The organism is Arthrobacter sp. 05T423 (assembly GCF_056396245.1).
In genome coordinates, this window is record NZ_JBFTLC010000015.1 from 1 (window position 1) to 20833 (window position 20833).

Here is a 20833-nt window from a genome sequence, read left to right on the forward strand (position 1 = left end):
TGCTGATGTCGCGCGGCTTGCTGTCGAAAACGTTCCCGCTCTTCTGCTTGTAAGAGGTGGGGCCGGCGGGACCGAAACCGGCGGGCACGGGGTCTGCATCGTTGAAGACCGGCGTGGTGTAGCGGGGGAACTTCTGATCAGCGGCGCCGAAGGTCTCACGGCCGGGAATCAAGTTGTTGCAGGATCCGTCGACCGTGCGGAGGCCGTACGAGGTCAGCGCGTCGGGGATCTGGTTGGGGCCCGTACCGATCAGGGCGCCACAGGGGCCAGTGGCGGACGTCGTGTTGGCCACATGGGCTTCAGCGATCTTGATCTGCTTAAGGATGAACGCAAGGTCTGACGCCGTGACGGTGAAGCCTTCGCCCACCGGGGCGGTCACCGCCTGGGCCGCCATCATCGGCAGGCCGGCGGCGATCGGAAGCGCCAGGGCTGTCGCCGCGCTGACCAACCGGAACATGCCAGGGCGCTTGGTGCCGCCGCGTCGCTGCGACCGCGAGGGAAACGGCACACCACGGACCGGAGATTTCCGGTGCGCTGCCGAACGGTTCATGTCGAAGAGTTTCATCTGAAACCTGCCGATAAAAGGGAATGGGACGCGCCCATCGTCGGGTGCTCCCCCCCGGAAAACCTTGGACCAATGGCGCGATACCCCAAAATGGTCCCCCAAATCCGAGGGTCCCCAAGACAAATACAAGATGCCCATGCAGCCGTGGACAGCGCCGCCGGTGCAGTGCGGGGCAGCGTTCCCCGCCGCTCGTGCGAGTTCCCGCCCCCGCGGCCGGGCCATTTGCTCAACCGGCGGGCCAAGCGCAAGCTGCGGCCAGGAGTCTGACAAGCACCGCCCGCGGGCTTCACTGACAGCAGCCGGGCGTTGTGGAAGAGGCCAATTTCGGATCGTTGATTTAATCTTTTGAACCATCGTTTTGGCAGGACAGGTCCGAAGGTGGTCCACTTCCGCAGCTGATCTGTCCGTCCTGGACGCTGCCAATCACGGGCCGCCATGGGGACCGATCGCCGGCACAGGAAAAGCCCCGGGCGCCTTCACGGCGGTCCGGGGGCTTTCCCAGCGGCAGGTCCGCCAAGCGAGTGTCCAATGCCCTTGGTGGTCCTGACGCCAGACTAAATACGGTTCCTGAGTTTTCCCTCGAAACTCAAAGGAAAATTGCCCAGACCCGAGCCGGTCCATCCAAGGACGTCCACCTTGAACGCCACGTCCCGCAGTCCTAATTCAGTGGACAGCGCGCCAGGAGACCCCTTGCTCGAGGTCGGCCGGACGAAGCACGATGACTCAACGCCAGTGCCTCCGTCTGGAGCCCGCAGCATGACGACCTCCCTGCGGGAGCCAGGACTGCCGATGACGGTGCCCACGACGTCGCCCTGTCGAGGACAGCAACCGTGATGCCCACCGGGTCGAAGCGTTGCACGTGTGAGATGAGGTGTAGCCTCCGGTTCTCCTTGGCCAGCACTGGATCCACCGCGGCTACGCCACCTCCCGCACTCGCTGGCGCAAGTGGCCCGGCGCCCGCGTGACGCCCGGTTCTGCGGGGTGTCTGACTATGCTGGACGGCATGGCTAATTTACCCCGCCGCAACGATGCTTGGGCACAACTGTGACCGGGAACCCCTTTCGCGGGCTCAGACGGGCCCCCGTCCTCGGAGTTTTGGGCGTGCTCTGTGCCATGGCGACCTGCGTCTCCAGTGCTGCTCCAGGCAGGGTTGTGGAGAGCTCACCGCAGCATACGCTGACTCAGCTTCGCGCCTTAGAAAAACCGCCACCGGAACGCGTGCTGGTGGTCGGCGATTCCCTCAGCACCGGCCTCGGCACCACCGCCGAGGAAGCATGGCCCAGCCAGCTGAGCAAAGATCTGCAGTCCGGGCAGCAACCGGTCACCGTCATCAACGCCGCAGCAAATGGGGCAGGGTACCTAACCGCCGGCGACGGAGGGGCGACCTTTGAATCACAGATCGCAGCCAGTCTTGATGCCTCAACCGACGTCGTCGTGGCTTTTGGTTCTGACAATGACGCAGGCCACGACCCTGCAAACCTCAAAAAGGCCGTCACCGACACGCTCGAAACGATCAGTGCCCGGGCCCCCCAAGCCCGCAGGATCCTGATTGGCCCGCTCCCGTCCTTCACACCGTCAGACACTGAGCGCAAATTGATCCGAGACCAGGAGCAGGCGGCGGCCAGTGACACAGGCGCGGTGTTCATTGATCCAATCGAGGAGGCGTGGATACCGGGGCCGCGCTCTGTGCTGCTGGGCCCGGACGGCGAACACCCAAGCCATCAGGGGCAGCAATTCCTCAAGGAGCGGATCAAATCAATACTGATGACTGGAGAGGGCTTCTGCCCACCGCCGGCCACTGCCGACTTCAGTCCGGTATTCAGGTGTGCGTGACAGGGCCCTTCGTTCCCACCCGGGACCAAGGTACCTGGATTCCCCGGAGGACCTGGAACCCTCTCGCCCGGCATGTCAGGCCAACCGTGGATGCCCCGTTATTCAGACAGTCCCGCAGCCCCGTCACCAACCTCTCAGGCCAATACATTTTAGCGGGCGTTGAATACGTCGGGTCCGAAGCTGTTGACACCCGGCGCGCCGGCGTAGCCGAGGCGGGGCAGGGAGAAGATGTCCTCGATGGTGGCCAGGAGACTGTAGTGGCTGTAGGTCTTCTCCGATGTGGTGCCGCCCCTGACGAAGGGTGAGAGGACCAGGGCGCCGACCCGGCCTCCGGCGGTGCCGCCCGGCACTCCTTTTGGCCCGGCCCGGTTGCCTTCGGCCTCGTCGAACGTGATGACCAGGAACCCGTCCTGTTTGAAGGCCGGGGAGTCCAGGATTGTGGGGATGTGTTTTTTCAGCCACACGTCGGCGCTGACCAGGCCGCCCTCCCTTCCGTCGACGCAGGGACTGTCGTGCCCGTCGTTGCACAGGTTGGGACTGATGTAGGACAGGTTCGGGGTCGTCGCGGCGGACTGCAGGTCCTTGGCGAGTTCGGTGAAGTCGACGACGTTCTGCCGGCATTGCGGGGATGAGGTGATCGCGGCGAAGTACACGAAGGGATTGTGCCGGGTGCCGTACTGGTCCCCGGGTGAGGCGTCCTGGTCGTTGTCCTCCGCGCCCGGTTCGGGGTGCCGGCATGGGGTGCCCATGTCCTCCATGTAGCCTCTCCAGGTCTTCCCGGCCGCGGTAAGCTGCCCGGCGACGGTCGGAACGGTTGCGGGGTAGATGCAGCCGGTGCCTTTCACCTGGCCAGGGGAGGCGGTGCCGGTGGGCGTGAACGGGAGATAGGTGCCGCAATCGTTCCGGGTCGCGGGGTTGGCTGCCTGCCCGGAAATCTGCGCGATGTAGTTGGGGTTGGAATGGTGGGCGATGGCGTAGTACTTCGAGAGCAGCACCCCCCCGTGAGCGGAGCGTTTCGGACAGGTAGGGTGCGTCCGAGCCGGGGCCCCACGTGGTGTCATAACCCTTGTTCTCAAGGTTGATGACGAAGACGTGCCCCGGTCGGCCCGGCGCGGTGCCGCCCACAAAGGGAGGCGCGGGCGACGGGGCCTGGCACGCGGCAACAGCCCAAGCGGCCGCGGCGGCCAATGCCAGCAGCCCGACGCGCCGCCGGTTTCTGCACCCCAATGCCTTTCTGACGTCCATGCCCATGCCGTCCAGCTTTCTCTTTGCCCCCCAGCATCTTCGAACATCCACCGCAGGTTCCCGGCAGCTGAGAGAAGCGGCACCAGGTGGCTGGGACCAGAATAGGTCGCAAACCTTGGGCTCCAGCACGAATGTCGCGGTCTGAATGCTCTTGGCGCCAGCACGGCAGCCACAGGGCCAGGATGAGGAGGGCAACGCCTCGGTCCGGTCCCGCGGTCCGCCCGGCATCCCGGGATCCTTGCTGAGGCCGCCGGGATCTGGCCAAGGCGCAGCGTGAGACTGCTGCAGCTTCGTTGTCGTCAATGGCGGCAACGGATACAGACTGCTGATCCGGCGCCAGCCACCCATGGCTGGCAGGAAGAGGTCCGCTGCCACCGACAGCGGACCTCTTTTTAGGAACGTCAGCAGGTCGTTATGGGCCTGTCGTGAAGCTCCAGGAGGTGTTGATCAGTGAGTTGCCGGCAGCGTCGCGGATGCTGGTGGACACCGTTGCCGTATACCTCGTGTTCGGAGCCAAAGTGGTATTCGGGTTCAGCGTTGCCACGCGGGTGGTGACGTTGTAGGTGATCACGGCGGCAACGACGGGTGTGGTGCCGGCCTTGCGCAGGGCGAACGTGGCCGTGTTGACCCCGGTCACCCTCTCGCTGGTGGTTGCCGTAATGTTTGCCGTCCGGCTGACGCCGGTCGCGCCCGCCGCCGGCGATGTGGCGGACACAGTGGGCCTCGGCCCGGTGGTGAATGCCCAGGACGTGGGGGCGAGCGGGTTGCCTGCGAGGTCGGTGATGCCGGCGCTAAGGCTTGCGGTGTGCCGGTTGTCGCCTGCGAGGGTTGGCGTCGGATTCAGCGTCGCAACCTGTGTGGCTGCGTTCCAGCTCACAGGGGCGGCGATGACGGCACTGGCGGCGTTCTTCAGCGTGAAGCGGGCAGCGCTCAAGCCCGAAATGGGCTCACTGAACGTCGCCGAAACGTTCGAGGCCTGGCTTACCCCCGTTGTGTTCAGCGCCGGAGCCTTGCCCGTCATGACCGGAGCAGTAGTGTCGACGGTGACCGTGAGAGCTCCGATGCCCAGGGTTGCGGTACCTGCAGCGTTAACCTCGCCGGCTGTGATCGAGTGAGGACCGTTGGTGAGCGCGGTCGTCGCGGTCACCGAGTAGCTGCCGTTTGCAGCGACGGATGCGCTCCCGTTGAGGGTGCCGTCGACGTACAGGTTCACGCTGGCGGCATCGGGCAGTCCGACGGCGCCGGTGAACGTGGGCAGTGTAGTCCGGGTGATGTTGTCTGTGCTGGAGCTACCCGTATCCGATGCCGCACTCATGTCAGGAATGGATGGACCCTTGGCAAGGGGAGCCGTGCAGGGTGCCGTTGGGCCGCCGATCTGGGCAAATTCGAAGGTCGTGTTTTCACTGGCAGCTGCGGGAACGATTCCAAGCCACATTCCGCGGCTTTCGCTGTTGACGGCCGAGGTGGCCCTGTCAGCGTCCGAAAGACCGTCCGCCGGGTTGACGCCGGTCAGCCCGGTCCACGTCGCGGTCCAGATGGTGAGCCCGGGGCCGTCATAGGAAATGCTCCCCTCCTTGCCAAGACCGGCACGGAGTGTCCTTTTGCCGCCGAGGACGAACGACTGATTCTTGGCCACGATCCGTGCCTCGAGCTGATCAATCGGGTACTGGCCGCCGCCGGGGGCGACGGCCGTTCCTTTCATCACCACGGTCCCCGGGCCGGTCTTGGTGGCCGGCTGCGTGACTGTGACATTGGCCGTGGTCGTCTGGTCCCCGACACCCGGCGCGGTCAGCACCTGGACGACGTCGCCCGGGCGGATATCGGGGGTGACTCCGCTCCAGCAGCCTCCGCCAGGGTGGTTGACCTCCACGAGGCCGTCGAAAACACCGGGGGTGGCGGGGTCGTCCCGGGGGATGATGTTGGCGGCAGTGCCCACGACGGCACCGCCTCGAATCACTTGGACGGTGGCCACATCGGTCCTGGCATACCCGCTGGCCGACACGAAGTCCCGAACGGGAAAGACAAAAATGGAATGCGGTGCCGCGGGCGAAGGATTGATCGCAGCGAAGACCGGCGCTGCCCCTGTTTGAACAGCCAGGACTGCCAGCGCACCGGCGGTGATTGCCGCAGAAATGCGTCGACGTTTCTTTGCAGATTTCATGGAAAGCTCCCCTCAAAGACACCAGACCTCACCCAGCCGAGACCCAACGAGGGTGACGCACCACAGGTCCACGGCCCCAAGTGGATACCAGTATCGGGAAGTGACCATGCAGAAACCTTTGGCCCTAATCCGGCCGCACTCGACTGGAAAAGTCAGGCACACGGCGGATTATCGGCGTTTTCGCGGGCAATTCCCAAGGAAGGGTTCTCAGCAAAGGCCTGCTGGGCAACGAGCGTGACGCTCCTGCCGCCGGAAATGAACTGCAGCACGCAGGGACAGGCCAGAGCACTGGTCCGGACGGGGCGGCGAACGCGGCTGTCCCGCCCCCTGCCCTTAGCTTCTACAGCCGACGCCGATCACTCCTGGGAAGTTGCAGGCAAGTGTTACCAGGGAGGGGCCCTATTCGGGCCCCTCCCTGGGGTCATGCCCCGATGTCCCGGCAGGTTCCTGAATCCCGGCGGTAGCTGCACTGTGGTCGGCAATCGCGCCGGTGTACGGCTGGCCAGGCCTGCTGACAGCATTCCGGCCACAGCCGGCGGCGTTCCACTCGTCGGCGCACGTGAGCAGGCCCTGCTTTCCGCTACCGCGGGTCCCCCCAAGGTGACCCTCCGTACCGCCGCCGGCATGGCAGCCTGATGGCGCAGTTGAACTCTGTCATCGCCATGGCTGGGACCACCACATGCAGTGGCTCTGACAGTGCAGATAAAGTTCACTAGAAGGCGACGTCGCCTTCGGCCAAAAACTTCATGCGCAGGAACTGCGCAAGTGGCTCGCCACTACGCTTCACTGGTGGCTGCACGCTGCCGGGAAGGAGAAAAAGTGGCAACGGCCACCGAAGAACATGAGGCGGCCCTGCCGTCCCGGAGGGCCTTCTTCACGTCAGTAGGCGCAGCCGCCGTTCTCAGCGGCTGCTCATCCGCTGACCATCGGACCGACGTTCCGGCTAGTTCCGACCCGGATCCGAGCGCGGGTGCACGCGGGGCGGCCCGCGTCGGCGCCGTCGCAGCGGCGCGCTCATCCGCCCCTGCCACCCGGACCCAGCCAACACGAAAAGACATAGTAGCTACCTTCGCGGGACGCGAAGCCCGGTACTGGGGTCTGCAACCGCCCGGAGTGGCCCTTGGCCTTCCCAAGGGAAGCCGGGCGATGGCCCTGACCTTTGATTGCTGCGGCGGACCCGGCGGGGACGGCTTCGACCGGACCCTGCTGTCGAGGCTGGAGCGCCACCGCATCCCGGCAACATTCTTCCTGAACGCCCGCTGGGCGCGCGCCAACCGTGCCCTGACCCGGGACTTGGCCGCGAACCCGCTGTTTGAGATAGGCAACCACGGAACGAACCACCGGCCACTATCGGTCACCGGAAGATCCGCTTACGGCATCCCGGGAACGGCAGACCCCGGCTCGGTGTACGACGAGATCATGGGCGCCCAAGCCGAGCTGACCACGGCCACCGGCAGTGCCCCGCGGTTCTTCCGGTCTGGAACAGCCCACTACGATGAGGTGGCCGTCCAGATCTGCCGGGCTCTTGGCCTCGTGCCGGTGAACTTCACCGTCAATAGCGATGCGGGCGCGACCTACCCCGCGGCCGTCGTCACGAGCCAGATCCTCTCAGCCGGTTGGGGCAGCATCATCATCGCCCATGCCAATCGGCCAGAAGCCGGAACCTGCGCCGGCGTCACCGCGGCCCTCCCCGCGATGAATGCCAGGAGCACCAGGTTCGTCCGGCTCTCTGACGCCCCTCCCCGCTGACCAGTCAGCCGACCGGGTCCTTGGCCTCCAGCCACTGTCGTGGTGAATCGTGCCCCGTCCTGACTCGCGGAGAAACACCGGGCTTCCGTTCCTTCGGTTCAAACTTCAGTTGATGTCCCGTTTCCCTTCCGCTTGCGAACGGGGCGCCGCGTTTGCAGTGACGCCGGAGGCGGTGCTGGTCGAATGTGCCCGGCTGGGAGGTGCTTTCCGGCTGGTGTATCGGAAGAGCGTGACCTTTCGGGCCGCCGGGGCTCAGGGGGCGATTAGCCCGAAGCGCTGGCAGAGGAGGGGAATGCCGGTTTTTACACCGTATTCCAGGGCGTCGGCCCGGTGTCCGATGCCGGGACCGATGAAGCGGCGGGTGGTCATGCCGGCGGCGGCGGCGTCGGCGGCTGCTGTTGCGGCCTGCGGGGTGTAGACAGGGTCGGCTGAGCCGCTGGTGAAGATGGCCAGTTCGTTGGAGTACCGGTGTCGTTTGAGGATGTTGGCCGGTTCCTCTGCCGCGAATGCCTCTTTGTTGCCCTTGAAGATGGTGTCGATGGTGTTCGCCTCGGTACCGGTGAGGGGTTCCAGTTCGCCGGATATGTCCAGGATGGATCCGAAGAGGTCCGGGCGCTTGGCGCCGAAGGACAGCGCGCATTCCCCGCCGTTGGAGTATCCACCGACCGCCCACTGAGTCCGTCTGGGGTCAACGTTGAGGTTTCTGCGGATGAAGGTCACGACGTCTGTAGTCACGTACGTGTAGACGTGGCCGCTGTCTGAATCGACGCACACCGGGTTTCGGAAGGGGCTGCCGAGCTGGTCAATGGTGAGCAGAATCGGGGCCAGGCCCTGGTGGGTCCGGGCAATGTTGTTCAGCTCCCTGACGGCGGACCTGTCCTGGTCGGGGCCGCCGGGCTGGCCCATCATCATGACGAGGACGGGCAGCGCCGGCGGATTGGGGACCAGCGCCGCCGGCGGAAGGTAAAGGTGCGCGTCCCGGGCGCGGAATCCGGAGGTGGTGGCGGGGATGATCACCGGTCCGTTGCGGCCCACTGGCGGCATGCCGGCCGGAGCCTTCCAGGTCTTCCACAAGGGGCCGCCGGGGATCTGTTTGGGATTCAGAGGTGGCAGTGCCACGTGCTGTCCCGTGCTGAGGCCCAGCAGGGTCCCGAGGGTTGGGTTTAGACCGTAGGCCGCGTTGATCCCCAGGGTTGCGGTCACGACGAAGATCAGCGCGGAGCCCAGGGCAGCGAGCTTGCGCCGCCATCGGGTGTGCACCAGGTTGGCCAGCGCCGCTCCGACGGCAGCGAAGGTGGCGATGACCCAGGCATGGGTGTCTTGGTCCAGGGGAAGCCCGAAAATGTTGTACCAAGCCTCGCAGACATACAGGGTGATGGCGCCGATCAACGCTCCGCCGGCCAGGGCAGCCACCGGGATTAGCAGCTGACCGCGCCGCCGTGACTTCTTGGGGCGGCCAGGGCTTCCCGGGTGTACAGCGGGGGCTGAGGGCGGTGCGGCACGGGTCAGCCGGAGCGGCCCGGCGATGAGGTACGCCAGGGCCAGCAGGCTTGCTGCGTCAAACGCGTAGAGCAGTGGTTTCTGCAGGATGTTCAGGTTCAGCAGCGGCTGCATCCCGGCTCCTTCGACGGCTCAGGGCAATACTAACCCTGGATGGCAGCATCGTTTGGTGCCGGGTTGGGGTCGGCACCAGGCGCCATCTGACGTGGTTTCACGCAGCCCAATGTAGGTCCAAGCAGGGCCGGGACTCAGCGGTGGGCGTGGCCCCGGGTTCTCAGCCACGGTTCAGCATTGGAGGGTTACCGTGAAAACGTAGCCGGTACGGTGCATTCAGGTGCAGGGACAAAGGGGTTGCCATGAACGAGGCGTTTCCTGGCGACGTTCCACTTTTGGCCCGTACTCAGAGGAAGCATTCCTGGACCGCGCTGAGGTCTGTCGGGAACGCAGTGGGCAGGGTTCCCTTGGCCTCCTGGCTGACCGCGCTCATGTGGGCTGCGGCTGCCGGAACCCGTTCCGTGGTTTCCGGTCCGCCACCCGAGGTGCGGCCATTCGTGTCGGAAAGCCTGGCCGCCGGTGCCCGAGTCGAGTGGTGCGCTCCGGTCTTCTCGATCTTTTTCACCGGAAATCTGGCCTCCTATATTCTCGCGACCGTCGTGATCCTGGGTGGCGTTGGGCTCGGCGAAGTCACGATGGGCACCTGGCGGGCAGCGCTGGCCTTCGTCGTTGGTCACTTGGCCGGACTCGTCCTGCTTCTCACCGTGGTCGGCGCCGGATCGGCGCTTGGGAGCGACTGGCTGGCCAGCATGAAGACTGCAGTGGTGATGGGCCCCTATGCGGGGTCTTTGGCGACGGCGGTCGCCGCCAGTTCCTTGTTAAGTCCCCTGCTGCGCCGCCGGCTGCGCTATGTGACCCTGGCGGTGACGTTAATGCTTCTGCTCTACCTCGGGCACCCACCGGCGCTGAACGCTTTTCTTGGTGTCCTTGCCGGGTCTGCCCTCGGCAGGATCATGCATCCGCCCCGGGCCGGCGCTTCCCGGGTTCCCCGTTCCGCGGGCCGTGAGAGAAGGGCACTGCTGTCAATGATGGTGGCCGTCTTCGCCGCCGGACCCGCGGTGGCAGCAGTGGCCCAGGCACCGGCGGGTCCGCTGGCGCTGCTCCGGGACATGATCGTCAACCCGGTCCCTACGACCGGCCAGCTTCGGGCCAACTGCCGCGCCGCCGCCGACCTGGACTGCGCCCATGTCATGCACAGCGCCGGTCTGGGCGGAGCCGGCGGTGTGGCGCTGTCCCTGATCCCGCTGCTGCTGCTGCTGGTCTGCGCCGAAGGCCTGCGCCGTGGAAACCGGCTTGCGCTCTGGGTGGCCGTCGGAGTCCACCTGGTGATCGGCGTCCTCTCGGCGTTCCATCTGCAGATGTTTTCCCTGTTCGGAACACATCTGCGCACGGACGGCAGGGTCCTGCCCGTGGAATCGGGCATCATCGAGGTCCTGCCCGTCGTCCTGGTGCCGGTCGTGATTGCCGCCCTGCTGCTGGTGAACCGGCGGCACTTCATCGTCGATCCCGATCCGGTGCTGCGCCGGCGAACACTTGTCTTGCTTCCTTCACTCCTTGCCGTCTTTGTCCTCGCCTACGTGATCGCGTGGTTCGCGGAGGAAAACTACCGCCGGAAGGCAGGACTGCTCGCCCTGCTGGCCACGCTGCCGCGGATGTTCCTGCCCTACCCGTTTTCCTTCCGGTACTCCGTTTCCGTCCACCCGCACGGACTGTTTTCCGCACTGATCTTCAGCTACGGCGGCGCCGCGTTCTGGCTCGCCTGCATCGTCAGCATGTTCCTGCTCTTTCTCAGCCGCAGGTTCAGAAACGCCCGCACCGAAAGCGACGCCGCCACTGCCCGCGAACTGGTCAGGCACGGCGGGACGTCGTTGTCCTGGATGGCCCTATGGCCGAACAACAGCTACTGGTTCAACTGTTCCCGCACTGCGGGCGTCGCCTACCAGGTCCACAACAGTGTCGCCCTGACCCTGGGCGGCCCGTTCGGGCATCCTGAGGACGCCGAGAGTGCGGCCAAGGAATTCACACGCTATTGTGCGGCCCAGGCCCTGACCCCGTGCTGGTATTCGGTGACCGACGGCACAGGGGATCACCTGACAGGGCTTGGCTTCCGGCGCGTCGTGGTGGCCGAGGAGACGTTGCTGCCGATCCGCGGCCTCGAATTCAGAGGCAAGGAATGGCAGAACATCCGCACCGCCCTGAACAGAGCACGCACGTTGGAAATCAGTGCCCAATTCTTCACCTACGGCTCCCTGAACGCAGGGCTCCGCGCCCAGGTCCACGAGCTCTCCGAAGCGTGGGCCTGTCAGAAGGCGCTGCCCGAGATGGGCTTCACTCTGGGCGGCCTTGAAGAACTCAAAGACGACGATGTGCTCCTTGGTCTCGCTGTGGACAGGAACGGGAAGGTACAGGCGGTGACCAGCTGGCTGCCGGTATTCCATGAAGGCCGAGTCGTCAGCCGGACCCTCGATGTCATGCGCCGCGGCCCCCAAGCCTTCCCCGGAGCGATGGAGTTCCTCATCGCCTCGGCCGCGATCCACTTCAAAGACTCACTGGACGTGCTTTCACTCTCAGGATCCCCGCTGGTCAGGACCGTAGGCTCATTCCCGGGGCCCCAAGGGTCGGTTCCGGGCGGCGAAGTCATGGACAGATTCCTCAACCTGCTGGGAAATGCCCTGGAACCGGTTTATGGTTTCCGGTCCCTGGCGGCATTCAAGGCGCGTTTCCGGCCCCGGACCCGCAAGCTCTACCTGCTGTACCAGGACCCGCTGCGGCTTCCATCAATCGGCCGGGCCCTGGCCCACGCATACCTGCCGAACATATCCATGCGGCGGACCGCGAAGGTGCTGCGGCAAATCACGAGCTGACAGACCATCAAGCCTATGCACGGAGGGGAACCTAAACAAGAGCAGGGGCTGTCAGAGGCGGTGGCCCGGGTGATGTGACGTCGCAGCCGAGGCTGCTGTTTTATGATGGCGGTTGTTTTTGGCTCGGATCAGGTCCACGCTGCACGGTACCTACGGCGGCGTTTAGGTATCAGCGCGGTGTGGTCGGCAAAGGCGGACGATTGCGTAAGAATCTGTTCTGCGTGGCCTACTTCCCTGGCATGAGAAAGCGGATTATCCCGAGCCGGGCGCGGAAGACAAACGACCAGGACGCCTCACCGGGCGACCAGTACCCAAGCCGGCATGGCCCCTTCGCGTACTTCACGCCGATCACGGCATCCCCCCGGCAGAATATCTGGTCCTTCACAAAGCTGAACGCCTTCGCCAGGAAACATCACGCACTGGCGCCGATCGCTCACCATCGACCAGTTGGACGACCCGTATCGGGGCCCGCTGTGCATCGACTTCATCCGAGGCAGCGTGTAGCACTACGTCACGACCGATGTGGTGAGGTACGTCCGGGAAAACACATAGGGGGGGGCGTCCACTAGCCGCGGCGGCCGGGGGCGAAACCGGCCTTGACGGCTGACAGTTCTCCACAGGTCGACACCGAGGCCTCCGATCAGCCCGGTTCCCGCCCCCGGTCCGTGGCCCTCGCCGCCATCGTTCTACAGGAAGCCCATCCGCTCACCCCCCGGATGGGGGGGTGGCAGGCCACTGCGAGGACCTCCGTCTTCAAGGTTTTCCCAAGTTTCCTGGAAGATAATGTGGCCCTCACAAGTCTGAGGCAGTATCTGTCCGGTCCCACGCAGCGGCTTGGAGGTCCAGCCAGTAAATGCCTCTGCACCCCATCTCAGTGGGGGCTTGGGAGAAAGGTCACCGGACATGTCCCAGGAGCCTTCAGCCATCCGGCGTCGAATATCTGTGATTGCGGTACTTGCACTTTCCTTCCTGGCGCCACTGGACTATTCGTGGCCAGCGGGGAGCAGCGCCGGTCCTGTCGGTGTTGCCGTTGCGGCAGCGTCGATAGCGGCTACCGGTTCGCTTAGCCTGTTCGATGTGACGGCGGAAAACCGTCGCGCAGGTACGCCCCGCGGCCGGGTCCCGGGGCGCTGGTCAACCACAACGACCTTGGAAGGATTCCTGGGCCAGAACGCTTCGACGCCCCGGCGGCGGACTGTGGATCTGTACATCAGCTCCACCCTGGGCAGCGTCCGGATCCGGGCCTTCCGGGTCGGGTACTACAACGGCGCCGGCCAGCGCCTGGTCTGGGCATCAGGACCCGTGCGCGTCCGCAGGCAGCGCCCTTGCACGCTCCAGCGCGGCACCCGGATGGTCTCATGCCCGTGGGCTGTGACCACCAGGGTGAACACCCTTGGCTGGGTGGAGGGGCTTTACTATCTGATACTGACGGGCGGCTCGGGCCAGGCCCATATGATCCCCCTGGTGGTCGAGTCCGCGTCCGTAAAGGGAAAAGCTGTGCTCGTCGTCAATGACTGCACCATGGAGGCTTACAACACGTGGGGCGGCTACTCCCTCTACACCGGGCCGGGAAACCGATACCGGACCCGCTCGTACAAGGTTTCCTTTGACCGGCCCTACAGCAACTTCGCAGAGATCGATGAGCGCGACTCCCCGCTGGTCCGTGCCGCCGAAGCCATCCGTGACCCTGGCGTGCGCCTCGCCTACACCACCGAGGCGCGCATCAGCTTGAACCCGTCCCTGGTCAAAGGGGCTGCCGCCGTGATCTTTTCCGGACACTCGGAATACTGGTCTCCTGCGCTGCGCCGCAACGTCGAGACAGCCCGGAACCACGGCACCAACATCGTCTTCTTTGGGGCGAACAACGTCTACTGGCGCACCCGGCTGGAACCGTCCCCGGCCGGGGCTGGGCGCGTCGAAGTCTGCTACCGCGAGGCGCAACTGGACCCCCTCCGGTTCAGCCACCCCGAGGCGGTGACCACGCAATGGCGCCAGGGACCCCGACCGGACGCCGAGTCCACCCTCACCGGAGCGGTGTACGGAGACCTGCACGCCGCCGGAACGTTCACCGTCACCGACCCCGGCTTCTTCGCATTCGCCGGCACCGGCGCATCCAGGGGCGCCACCTATCCCGGGCTCGTCCAAGGCGAAACCGATCAGGTCTACCCGATAGCGCGGTACCCGCTGCTGCGGCACCCGGCCAGCCTGCACGTGTTCGCGCATTCCCCCGAATCCGGCCGACACACCCGCCACGGCTGGGCCGATTCCACCTTCTACACCACCGCCTCCGGCGCGGGCGTACTCGACATGGCTTCCATGGACTGGCTCCGCGCCCAGACCGAGGCTACCGTCCCCGCCCGCTCGCGTGCCTTCGCCAGCCATGTCACACAAAACATCATCGCCGCAGCCGCCACAGGCCCCCTGGGCCACCGGCACGGCTAGGGCCGGCTCCCGATGAATCCCAAAGCACGGACCATGCGCTCATTTCCGGCGGGTTCCCCTCGGGGCGGCAAGACGGCTCGCCCTGCGTTCCTTCCGTTCATCCTTGCCCTCACAGCCGCCGCCGGGCTTTGCGTTGACCAGATCACGCCGGTAGCCTTCAGCGATCCCGTAGCGGCGCATGCATCGATCAGCCCTATCACACGGCGCTCTGCTGTCGACCCGATGCCGCCGCTTCCACGCGTTCCACGTATCAGCGCAGCAGAACGGTACAACATCCCGCACTTGTACTACAGAGGGCCAAAGGTCCGCCTCACGTTTGATGACTGCGCCACGCCGACAAGGCTCGACGGGACCCTGAAGTGGCTGAAGGCCTACAACATCCAAGCGGTCTTCTTCTTTACCGGGCAGTGCATGCTGGCGCATCCGGGCTACAGGACCCGGCTGATCAGCAGCGGGCAGCTGCTCGGAAACCACAGCTATGACCACGGCGATTATTCGCGCATGACGGACGCCGCGATCAGGAATGAAGTTCGCCGCCCCGGCAGCGTCATCCCCACGACGGCTCCCAAGTTGTGCAGACCCCCCTACGGCGCCGGAGCCTTCAGCGTCAGGGTCTACGACGACCTCGCCGCCGCCGGCTGCCGGCCGCCTTCTGGACTGTTGACACCCGTGACTGGGACGGTTCGTCGGCGGCCACCATCATCCAGCGCGTCACGTACGGAGACGCCACAACCCCCCGCGTCTACGCCGGCGGAGTCATCCTCATGCACGGCACCGGCCCACATACCCTCGAGGCGCTTCCCGGTGTCCGGTCCGCACTGATCTACCACCGCTACGCCACCTTCAGCATCCACTGACGCCCGGACCCGAACGGGTCACCGCCTTGGCTGCCAGCGAGTTGCGGGACATTGCCGAAACGCGGCGACCTACCGATCGACCGCCCAGTATTTCAACCGCTTATCACCGGCAGCGGCCGAACACGCCGGCCATCCCGGCCCTTGAAAGGAACGGGCTTGCACCAGCCGCGCACTTTACCCGGCTGATGCCAGCACCGAAGCCTCCCGAGTTCGGAAAACAGATCCCACCCGACGAGGACGTCCTGGCGTGTCCTGTCCTGTCAAAGGCATCAACGCCTGCACAAAGGGCGCCCCGCAGGCATCCGGCATCTTCGACGCAGGCGTCAACACCGTGCTGAAGGCCCTCCTTGGAGGACAAAGCGGTTTGAAGGCCGCCTCAGCAGTAGAAGCCCCAGCCGCTGACGTTCAGGACTCTGCGGCCTAAGACTCTGCCGGCGCGGCAGCCGAAGCGGAGGCATGGCGACGTCGGACAAGCGCAGAAACTTCAGCCCGCGCCGGCGCAGCACAGGAACGACGGCTTTAATTCCGTCTGCGGTACCACCGCGGGGATGATTGGCGTGGGCGATGACAATGTCCCCGGATACCGCTGTGGATACTTCAGCCGCGACCGCCGATGCCGGGAAGGTCGCCCGCCGTCGCCATTGACACTGAAGCCCACCGGAAGCAACCCCATCGTCTTGCTGATCTCAACGGAGACGTCGTCGAAGAAGGCCGTGCCCGGCCGGAAATAGCGCGGGGGTTTGGGCATCAGGCCAGCCAGGTATTCCTGGTTGATGCTCACCTCGTCGAAGCAGGAACCGGCGTCCTGCATCCCGGCAATACCGCAGGCGTTCCGTCCGCTCACTGACAACGGCCGGTGCGCTGACCCGTGATTGGCAACCTCGAACAACGGGGTTGGCGATCAGGCTCCGGCGGCGCCTCGGTAGGCATGCACCCAGCGGTAATTGAGGATAATGTAGCCGCGACATCATTGCGCTCCAGGAAGTCGAGCAGGTCCCTGTCCACACGCTCCCTCCGCGGCCGCCGCAAGTAACCTTGATCCCGGGCGTGCCATAGCTTCTCCTTCGTGTGCCGGGGATGAGGCGAGTGGCCGAATGGAGCAAGAGTCGTTTCCGGCCGCAGGGGCTCCTTTTGGCGTGAGCTCTGTTCCCGGCTGGCTCCCAGACACTTCGTGCATTATTGGTTCGCCCGGGCGCGATCTGGCCATGACGTCACGGGTCCGGCACCCCTCATTGCCGGTGCCGCGCCAGGGCTCCCCCACCTGCAGGAAGGCAATGTGCAGCACATCCTCGCACTCAACGTTGTCCACAAGTCCGTCCTGTATCCGTTTTACGCCGGCAGTCTTGGCGCTGTGGTGTTCCTGGTCCTCCGATCCAGCCTGATTCCGCGTCGCGTGCTGGCTGCGCTGCCGTGGTCCAGCCGCATCGCCCCCGAACGTGTTTCGGCACGGGCGTGGGCAGTTATTGCCGGGGCCGCAGTGCTGCTGGGTGCCCTCGTCGGTGTCATCACGATCTTTATCTGTGAATTCGTTGTCGACGCCTTTGGCCAGCGGTTGGACACCGACACGCGCGCTTGGGCGGTCGCAGCCTTCGCGGCCACAGCGTTGGCCGTCGTCAACCTTTGGCGCGCGTCCTGGCTCCGCCGGACTGCCGCCGTCCTGGCCGCGTCGCTCTTCCTCACGACCGCAGCGTTGGGGATCAATGCCGGCTACGGGCTCAACACCACACTCGGCGAACTGTTGGACGTCAGCACCTACCGTCACCTGACGCTTCCGAAGCTGACGCCGGCCCGGCTGCGCCGAGCAAACGAAGCCTTGTGGAAGACATGGCGTGCACCGGCAGGCATGGCACGGGAGGGGGAGGACGGTCTCGTGACCATCCCGGCCCCGGTGTCTGGGTTCAAGGCCCGCGACGCGTTTCTTTACCTGCCGCCGGCAGCCCTGGTGGCCGATCCTCCCGCGCTTCCGGTCCTCATCATGATGATGGGACAGCCAGGAGGCCCCCAGCAGGCGAAGCTCGCCGTTCCACAGTTGAATACCTTCGCCAAGGCTCACCATGGGCTGGCTCCGATCGTCCTCACGGTAGACCAGTTGGGGAACCCCTACAAGAATCCGCTGTGCGTCGATTCCGGCCGCGGCCATGTGTACACCTACGTCATCACCGATGTCGTGAACTTCGTACGCCGCCAGCTTAACGTCGCCTCCGACCGCAGGCTGTGGGCGGTCGGCGGCTATTCTAACGGCGGCGAATGTGCACTCGCTTTCGCCGCCAAGCGACCTAACCTGTTCGGGTCCGTTCTTGACATCTCCGGCGAGATCGAACCGCGCGACGGCTCCGTGGCCAACACCCTCCGCGCGGGGTTCGGCGGCAGCCAGCACCGCTTCGACGCCGAGAAGCCCGCGAACATCCTCCGCCGGCACCACTATCGCGACGAGCTCGCGGTGTTCACCAGCGGGAGCTTGGACAAGTACTACACCAAAGACACCAAGAACGCGGCCGCCGATGCGCGCGCCGCCGGAATGACGGTTCACCGGCTGACCGGCCCGGGCGTGGACCACCGCAGCTCCGCCATCGTCTTCGGCGCCCAGGTCGGATTACCTCTTCTGGGCGAACGGTTCGGACTCACCCCCTGGCGGTCGATGCCACGGACGGAACCTCGGCGGTCTCCACGGCACGCATCAGCAGGAATGAAATTCCGGCCGGTGCAGGTTCACAGGAAAGCGGCAGGTGAGCCCCAACCAGCCCGGGCAGGCGTGGCCTATTCTTAGTCGCACCCTGGGCACGGGATCGAGCCGAGAGAAAGCCGGGACAGATGCACCGACGGCGGAAAAATCGGCGCCCTGATCCTATCCCCCTTCACCAAAGGCACGACAACATCGACCGTGACGTACAACCACTACAGCCTGCTGGCCAGCGTCGAGGACATCTTCTCCCTGCCCCCACTCGGCTACGCCGGGACCCGCGGCGTCAAGACCTTCGGAACCAACGTGTTCAACGCCCGATCCTAAACGCGGCGCAGCCGATGCTTCTGCGGGAGCACCCGCCGTTTCCCGGCCCGGATCGCACGCGCATATGTCTTCAACGGTGTGACTGCCAGCCGTGAAGCCCCCCGGCCAGCCAAGGCCTGGCCCGATCCCAGTTCCTTGGATTTAGGGAACCCTCTAAGGGATAGCGGCCCCTGCTTTTACCAAGCCCGGCCGGACTGTGGGTATCTTCACCGAGCCTGGGAAGCTGATAGATAACCGGAACTGCCGTCACCGGCGCCTGGAATCCCGATCAGGCACCGTTCCAGCGACGTTTAAACCAGGTTCACTGGCCTGCCGTGAGCCAGAAATATCATTCGTCAGGGAAAAGATCAGATCCTCGCGGCTACAGTCCACACCCACACATAAAGCACCCGGGTTTGGCCGATTCTTCCGGCGAGCGTCCTTAGCGGACGCGGGCCGCGCTTCTCTGGCGCGCGATGGACAGGTAGGCAACCACTGCCGCGATGCACACGGCAAGGCCAAGGCTGACAAATCCGGTCCCCCACCCAAGACCGCCGCGATCGAAGGAAACGGCTGTCCAGTCGGCGAAGGACGCCCCGTGCGGCCGGTGAGGATGGACGCGAACCAAAACGCCGGAATCGGCCCAAGCCGGGCTACGCAATGCCAGAGAGCAACCACGGCGATCACCGCGACGAACAGGGCGCCCGAAGCAAAATAGCCAGCCGAACGCGGCATCAAGGCCACCATCCCGGAGAAGACTGACCAGGCAGCCAACCGGAAGAAGAAGGGCTCCTCCGGCAGGCGCCCGCCAGCGTTCGACGCCGAGGCGTACAAGGGCTGAAAAACCGTCGTCGAGCGGGGTTTTAGCCAGCTCAAAAACTGGCGGGATCTGGCAATGAGGTCCGATAAGACTGCACTGACCTATGGCTGCCATTCAGCTCGCCGCATCACTTGCATGGCTAAGAGCGAGCTTTAGCAACACTCCCTAGGCCACGCTCCGAGTAGCTTTACGGAATCTGCATTATCGGCGTTTGAGAAACGGCAGGGGAGTGGCCTTAGAAGGGGCTGTTTCCGGCAGCCGGCTCCGGCATTTCTCTCGCAACTCGCAGGGCACAGGCGGCAACGATGGTGTCTGGCTGAAGGACGGGAATTTCCAGGTCGGCCAAGGCTGCCCGTGCCGCATCACCCTTCGCTCCGCGGACCGGCTCGGCTGCATCGCTGGTCTTCACGTAGCGCCAGCCTTCGGCCAGCGTCGTTCGCACATCTTTGAGCTGGAGGATGACCCGAAAGCCCGGCGGCGGAAAGCTGCGGTCACCCCTTCGCCGACAGATGCGGCCAGGGAGAACGCCTTGTCCTGCAGCTCGTTCAGCTTCTGCTGCGCGGCGTCTATTTCGACGATGTCTTCTGCGGCGTTGGGCAGTTTGTAGGCGCGGGCCATGGTTCTCCTGGGGTTGTCCGACAATTCCCCGCTCATGCGTGCGGAACCGGGCCACTGGCTTCCCGCCTTGCCCCCGTCCGTTGTCAACCGTGAAAAGGCCAGGCCTGCCCGTTCCACCTGCCTGGAGGGGTCCTCCTGTCAGCCGGACATGACTTCAGACCTTCGGATCTAGGGAATTGACCGGACCGTGCGGCCGCGGCGTGTATTTAGATCGTCATTTTCTCCCGGCCACTTGAGTGCGCCAACGCTGAAGGCCGGACAGACGCCGTCAGGACGTTTGCGACGCCGCCGCGGACGGTTCCAGGTCGGCGAGCGTGAGCCGGTGGGCCGGTTGGTCCGGGAAGGGAAAGGTGGAGGTCACCGCCAGGTCCGGGCCAACGTGCACCAGCTCCCCCGGTGCCAGTGCCCGCCAGCGAGGATTGTGGTCCATCGGTTCTGTGGCAAAGAGGACCGAACGGGAAACCGACAGTTCCGTGCTTCGCGAGTGGATCCGTCGGCTTCTGGCATCCAGTGGTGCCACCGGAGCGGGCTCGGCTGACGGGTCCCTTTCCAGGATGTACAGCGCGTGGGTGGCCGGGTAGCGGAGCGCCCAGACGTCGGCCGCTGTCGTCACAATGATGTTCAGGGCCAGCACGGGCAACTCGGCGGCCACCCAGCCCACCCCCCGGGAGATGCCTTCCGCTATGTCCCCGCCGGCCCTGCGGCTCTCAGCCGTGATCAGGGCAAAGAGGCGTTCACTGTCGGTCTGGCCGTGCACCAGTCCCGTCACACCAAGTTCACGAAGTCGCTCGTCGAGGCGGTCGAGGCCGTGGAAGGCGCCGTTGTGGGCGAACAGCCGGCCGTCCTGCTCGAACGGGTGCGTGTTCACCATGGTGTGCGCACCCGTGCTGGCGTACCGGACGTGGGCCAGGAAGGTGGTGCTCATCAGCTGCCGCGCCTCCCGTGCAAAGGCGTGGTCCTCCCACGCGGCGAGCGGCCGTTTGGTGATCCGCGCGCCGCCGTCGGGATCAAAGGTGCCGATCCCCGCGCCGTCGGGCTCCCGCCTGCTCTGCTGAGACAGGCTGTCCGGGGCGTCCAGGAGCCAGAAGGTTGCCCGGACGGGCCGGGACCCGGCGTGCAGCCCGAACAATCGGCACATG

At 65.3% G+C, this 20833-nt stretch carries 16 protein-coding genes; 7 read left to right on the top strand and 9 right to left on the bottom strand.

What is annotated here, in order from left to right:
- Nucleotides 1–565 (bottom strand): hypothetical protein (locus tag AC1DFE_RS12560; RefSeq protein WP_476906206.1); only part of this gene is annotated, 565 nt, incomplete at its 3' end.
- A gap of 1152 nt (nt 566–1717) precedes the next feature.
- Between AC1DFE_RS12560 and AC1DFE_RS12565 the strand changes: the two genes are divergently transcribed.
- Nucleotides 1718–2398: an SGNH/GDSL hydrolase family protein gene (locus tag AC1DFE_RS12565; protein ID WP_476906207.1), complete on the top strand. Its 681-nt coding sequence runs from the start codon at nt 1718–1720 to the stop codon at nt 2396–2398.
- A 149-nt stretch (nt 2399–2547) separates the two neighbouring features.
- Here the strand turns inward: AC1DFE_RS12565 and AC1DFE_RS12570 are convergent, their stop codons facing one another.
- Both AC1DFE_RS12570 and AC1DFE_RS12575 read right to left on the bottom strand, forming a co-directional pair.
- The gene (locus AC1DFE_RS12570) at nt 2548–3393 is read right to left on the bottom strand and encodes an alkaline phosphatase family protein (protein WP_476906208.1); all 846 of its coding nucleotides are present in this window, start codon (nt 3391–3393) and stop codon (nt 2548–2550) included.
- A gap of 662 nt (nt 3394–4055) precedes the next feature.
- A complete protein-coding gene (locus tag AC1DFE_RS12575; RefSeq protein ID WP_476906209.1) occupies nt 4056–5804 on the bottom strand; it encodes an Ig-like domain-containing protein in 1749 nt (582 codons plus the stop codon).
- An 819-nt stretch (nt 5805–6623) separates the two neighbouring features.
- On the opposite strand from AC1DFE_RS12575, the gene AC1DFE_RS12580 reads away from it, so the two are divergent.
- Nucleotides 6624–7553 (top strand): polysaccharide deacetylase family protein, encoded by a 930-nt coding sequence (locus AC1DFE_RS12580; RefSeq protein WP_476906210.1) that lies wholly within the window; start codon nt 6624–6626, stop codon nt 7551–7553.
- Between the two features lie 252 nt (nt 7554–7805).
- On the opposite strand, the gene AC1DFE_RS12585 is transcribed toward AC1DFE_RS12580, so the two are convergent.
- Entirely contained in the window at nt 7806–9167 is a 1362-nt protein-coding gene (locus AC1DFE_RS12585) for an alpha/beta hydrolase (protein ID WP_476906211.1), read from the bottom strand.
- A gap of 242 nt (nt 9168–9409) precedes the next feature.
- Here AC1DFE_RS12585 and AC1DFE_RS12590 point away from each other — a divergent pair, with 242 nt between their 5' ends.
- From AC1DFE_RS12590 to AC1DFE_RS12600, 3 genes are all read left to right on the top strand, one after another.
- On the top strand, nt 9410–11971 hold the full coding sequence (locus AC1DFE_RS12590) for a bifunctional lysylphosphatidylglycerol flippase/synthetase MprF (RefSeq protein ID WP_476906212.1): 2562 nt from the start codon (nt 9410–9412) through the stop codon (nt 11969–11971).
- A gap of 1197 nt (nt 11972–13168) precedes the next feature.
- Nucleotides 13169–14413 (top strand): N,N-dimethylformamidase beta subunit family domain-containing protein, encoded by a 1245-nt coding sequence (locus AC1DFE_RS12595; RefSeq protein ID WP_476906213.1) that lies wholly within the window; start codon nt 13169–13171, stop codon nt 14411–14413.
- 222 nt (nt 14414–14635) lie between these two features.
- Nucleotides 14636–15235 carry a polysaccharide deacetylase family protein gene (locus AC1DFE_RS12600; protein WP_476906285.1) on the top strand — a complete coding sequence of 200 codons (600 nt, stop codon included), beginning with the start codon at nt 14636–14638 and terminating at the stop codon, nt 15233–15235.
- A gap of 519 nt (nt 15236–15754) precedes the next feature.
- On the opposite strand, the gene AC1DFE_RS12605 is transcribed toward AC1DFE_RS12600, so the two are convergent.
- Nucleotides 15755–16081 carry a hypothetical protein gene (locus AC1DFE_RS12605; protein WP_476906214.1) on the bottom strand — a complete coding sequence of 109 codons (327 nt, stop codon included), beginning with the start codon at nt 16079–16081 and terminating at the stop codon, nt 15755–15757.
- Between the two features lie 465 nt (nt 16082–16546).
- Here AC1DFE_RS12605 and AC1DFE_RS12610 point away from each other — a divergent pair, with 465 nt between their 5' ends.
- Both AC1DFE_RS12610 and AC1DFE_RS12615 read left to right on the top strand, forming a co-directional pair.
- Nucleotides 16547–18037 carry an alpha/beta hydrolase gene (locus AC1DFE_RS12610; protein WP_476906215.1) on the top strand — a complete coding sequence of 497 codons (1491 nt, stop codon included), beginning with the start codon at nt 16547–16549 and terminating at the stop codon, nt 18035–18037.
- A gap of 18 nt (nt 18038–18055) precedes the next feature.
- Nucleotides 18056–18277, top strand: a complete 222-nt coding sequence (locus AC1DFE_RS12615) for an alkaline phosphatase family protein (RefSeq protein WP_476906286.1) — start codon at nt 18056–18058, stop codon at nt 18275–18277.
- 421 nt (nt 18278–18698) lie between these two features.
- On the opposite strand, the gene AC1DFE_RS12620 is transcribed toward AC1DFE_RS12615, so the two are convergent.
- The 4 genes from AC1DFE_RS12620 to AC1DFE_RS12635 form a co-directional block, all read right to left on the bottom strand.
- Nucleotides 18699–19190: a hypothetical protein gene (locus AC1DFE_RS12620; protein WP_476906216.1), complete on the bottom strand. Its 492-nt coding sequence runs from the start codon at nt 19188–19190 to the stop codon at nt 18699–18701.
- Nucleotides 19191–19311: 121 nt separating this feature from the next.
- On the bottom strand, nt 19312–19485 hold the full coding sequence (locus AC1DFE_RS12625; protein WP_476906217.1) for a hypothetical protein: 174 nt from the start codon (nt 19483–19485) through the stop codon (nt 19312–19314).
- Entirely contained in the window at nt 19482–19694 is a 213-nt protein-coding gene (locus AC1DFE_RS12630) for a hypothetical protein (protein ID WP_476906218.1), read from the bottom strand. Before AC1DFE_RS12630 ends, AC1DFE_RS12625 begins: the two co-directional genes overlap by 4 nt.
- A gap of 268 nt (nt 19695–19962) precedes the next feature.
- On the bottom strand, nt 19963–20832 hold the full coding sequence (locus AC1DFE_RS12635) for a class II glutamine amidotransferase (protein ID WP_476906219.1): 870 nt from the start codon (nt 20830–20832) through the stop codon (nt 19963–19965).
- Nucleotide 20833 lies beyond the last annotated feature (1 nt).

What these genes read in the sequence shown, in the direction of transcription:
- AC1DFE_RS12605 (WP_476906214.1), bottom strand. Translation starts at nt 16,081, where the DNA reads ATGCAGGACGCCGGTTCCTGCTTCGACGAGGTGAGCATCAACCAGGAA.
- AC1DFE_RS12585 (WP_476906211.1), bottom strand. Translation starts at nt 9,167, where the DNA reads ATGCAGCCGCTGCTGAACCTGAACATCCTGCAGAAACCACTGCTCTAC.
- AC1DFE_RS12630 (WP_476906218.1), bottom strand. Translation starts at nt 19,694, where the DNA reads ATGGCCCGCGCCTACAAACTGCCCAACGCCGCAGAAGACATCGTCGAA.
- AC1DFE_RS12575 (WP_476906209.1), bottom strand. Translation starts at nt 5,804, where the DNA reads ATGAAATCTGCAAAGAAACGTCGACGCATTTCTGCGGCAATCACCGCC.
- AC1DFE_RS12635 (WP_476906219.1), bottom strand. Translation starts at nt 20,832, where the DNA reads ATGTGCCGATTGTTCGGGCTGCACGCCGGGTCCCGGCCCGTCCGGGCA.
- AC1DFE_RS12600 (WP_476906285.1), top strand. Translation starts at nt 14,636, where the DNA reads ATGCCGCCGCTTCCACGCGTTCCACGTATCAGCGCAGCAGAACGGTAC.
- AC1DFE_RS12590 (WP_476906212.1), top strand. Translation starts at nt 9,410, where the DNA reads ATGAACGAGGCGTTTCCTGGCGACGTTCCACTTTTGGCCCGTACTCAG.
- AC1DFE_RS12620 (WP_476906216.1), bottom strand. Translation starts at nt 19,190, where the DNA reads ATGGCAGCCATAGGTCAGTGCAGTCTTATCGGACCTCATTGCCAGATC.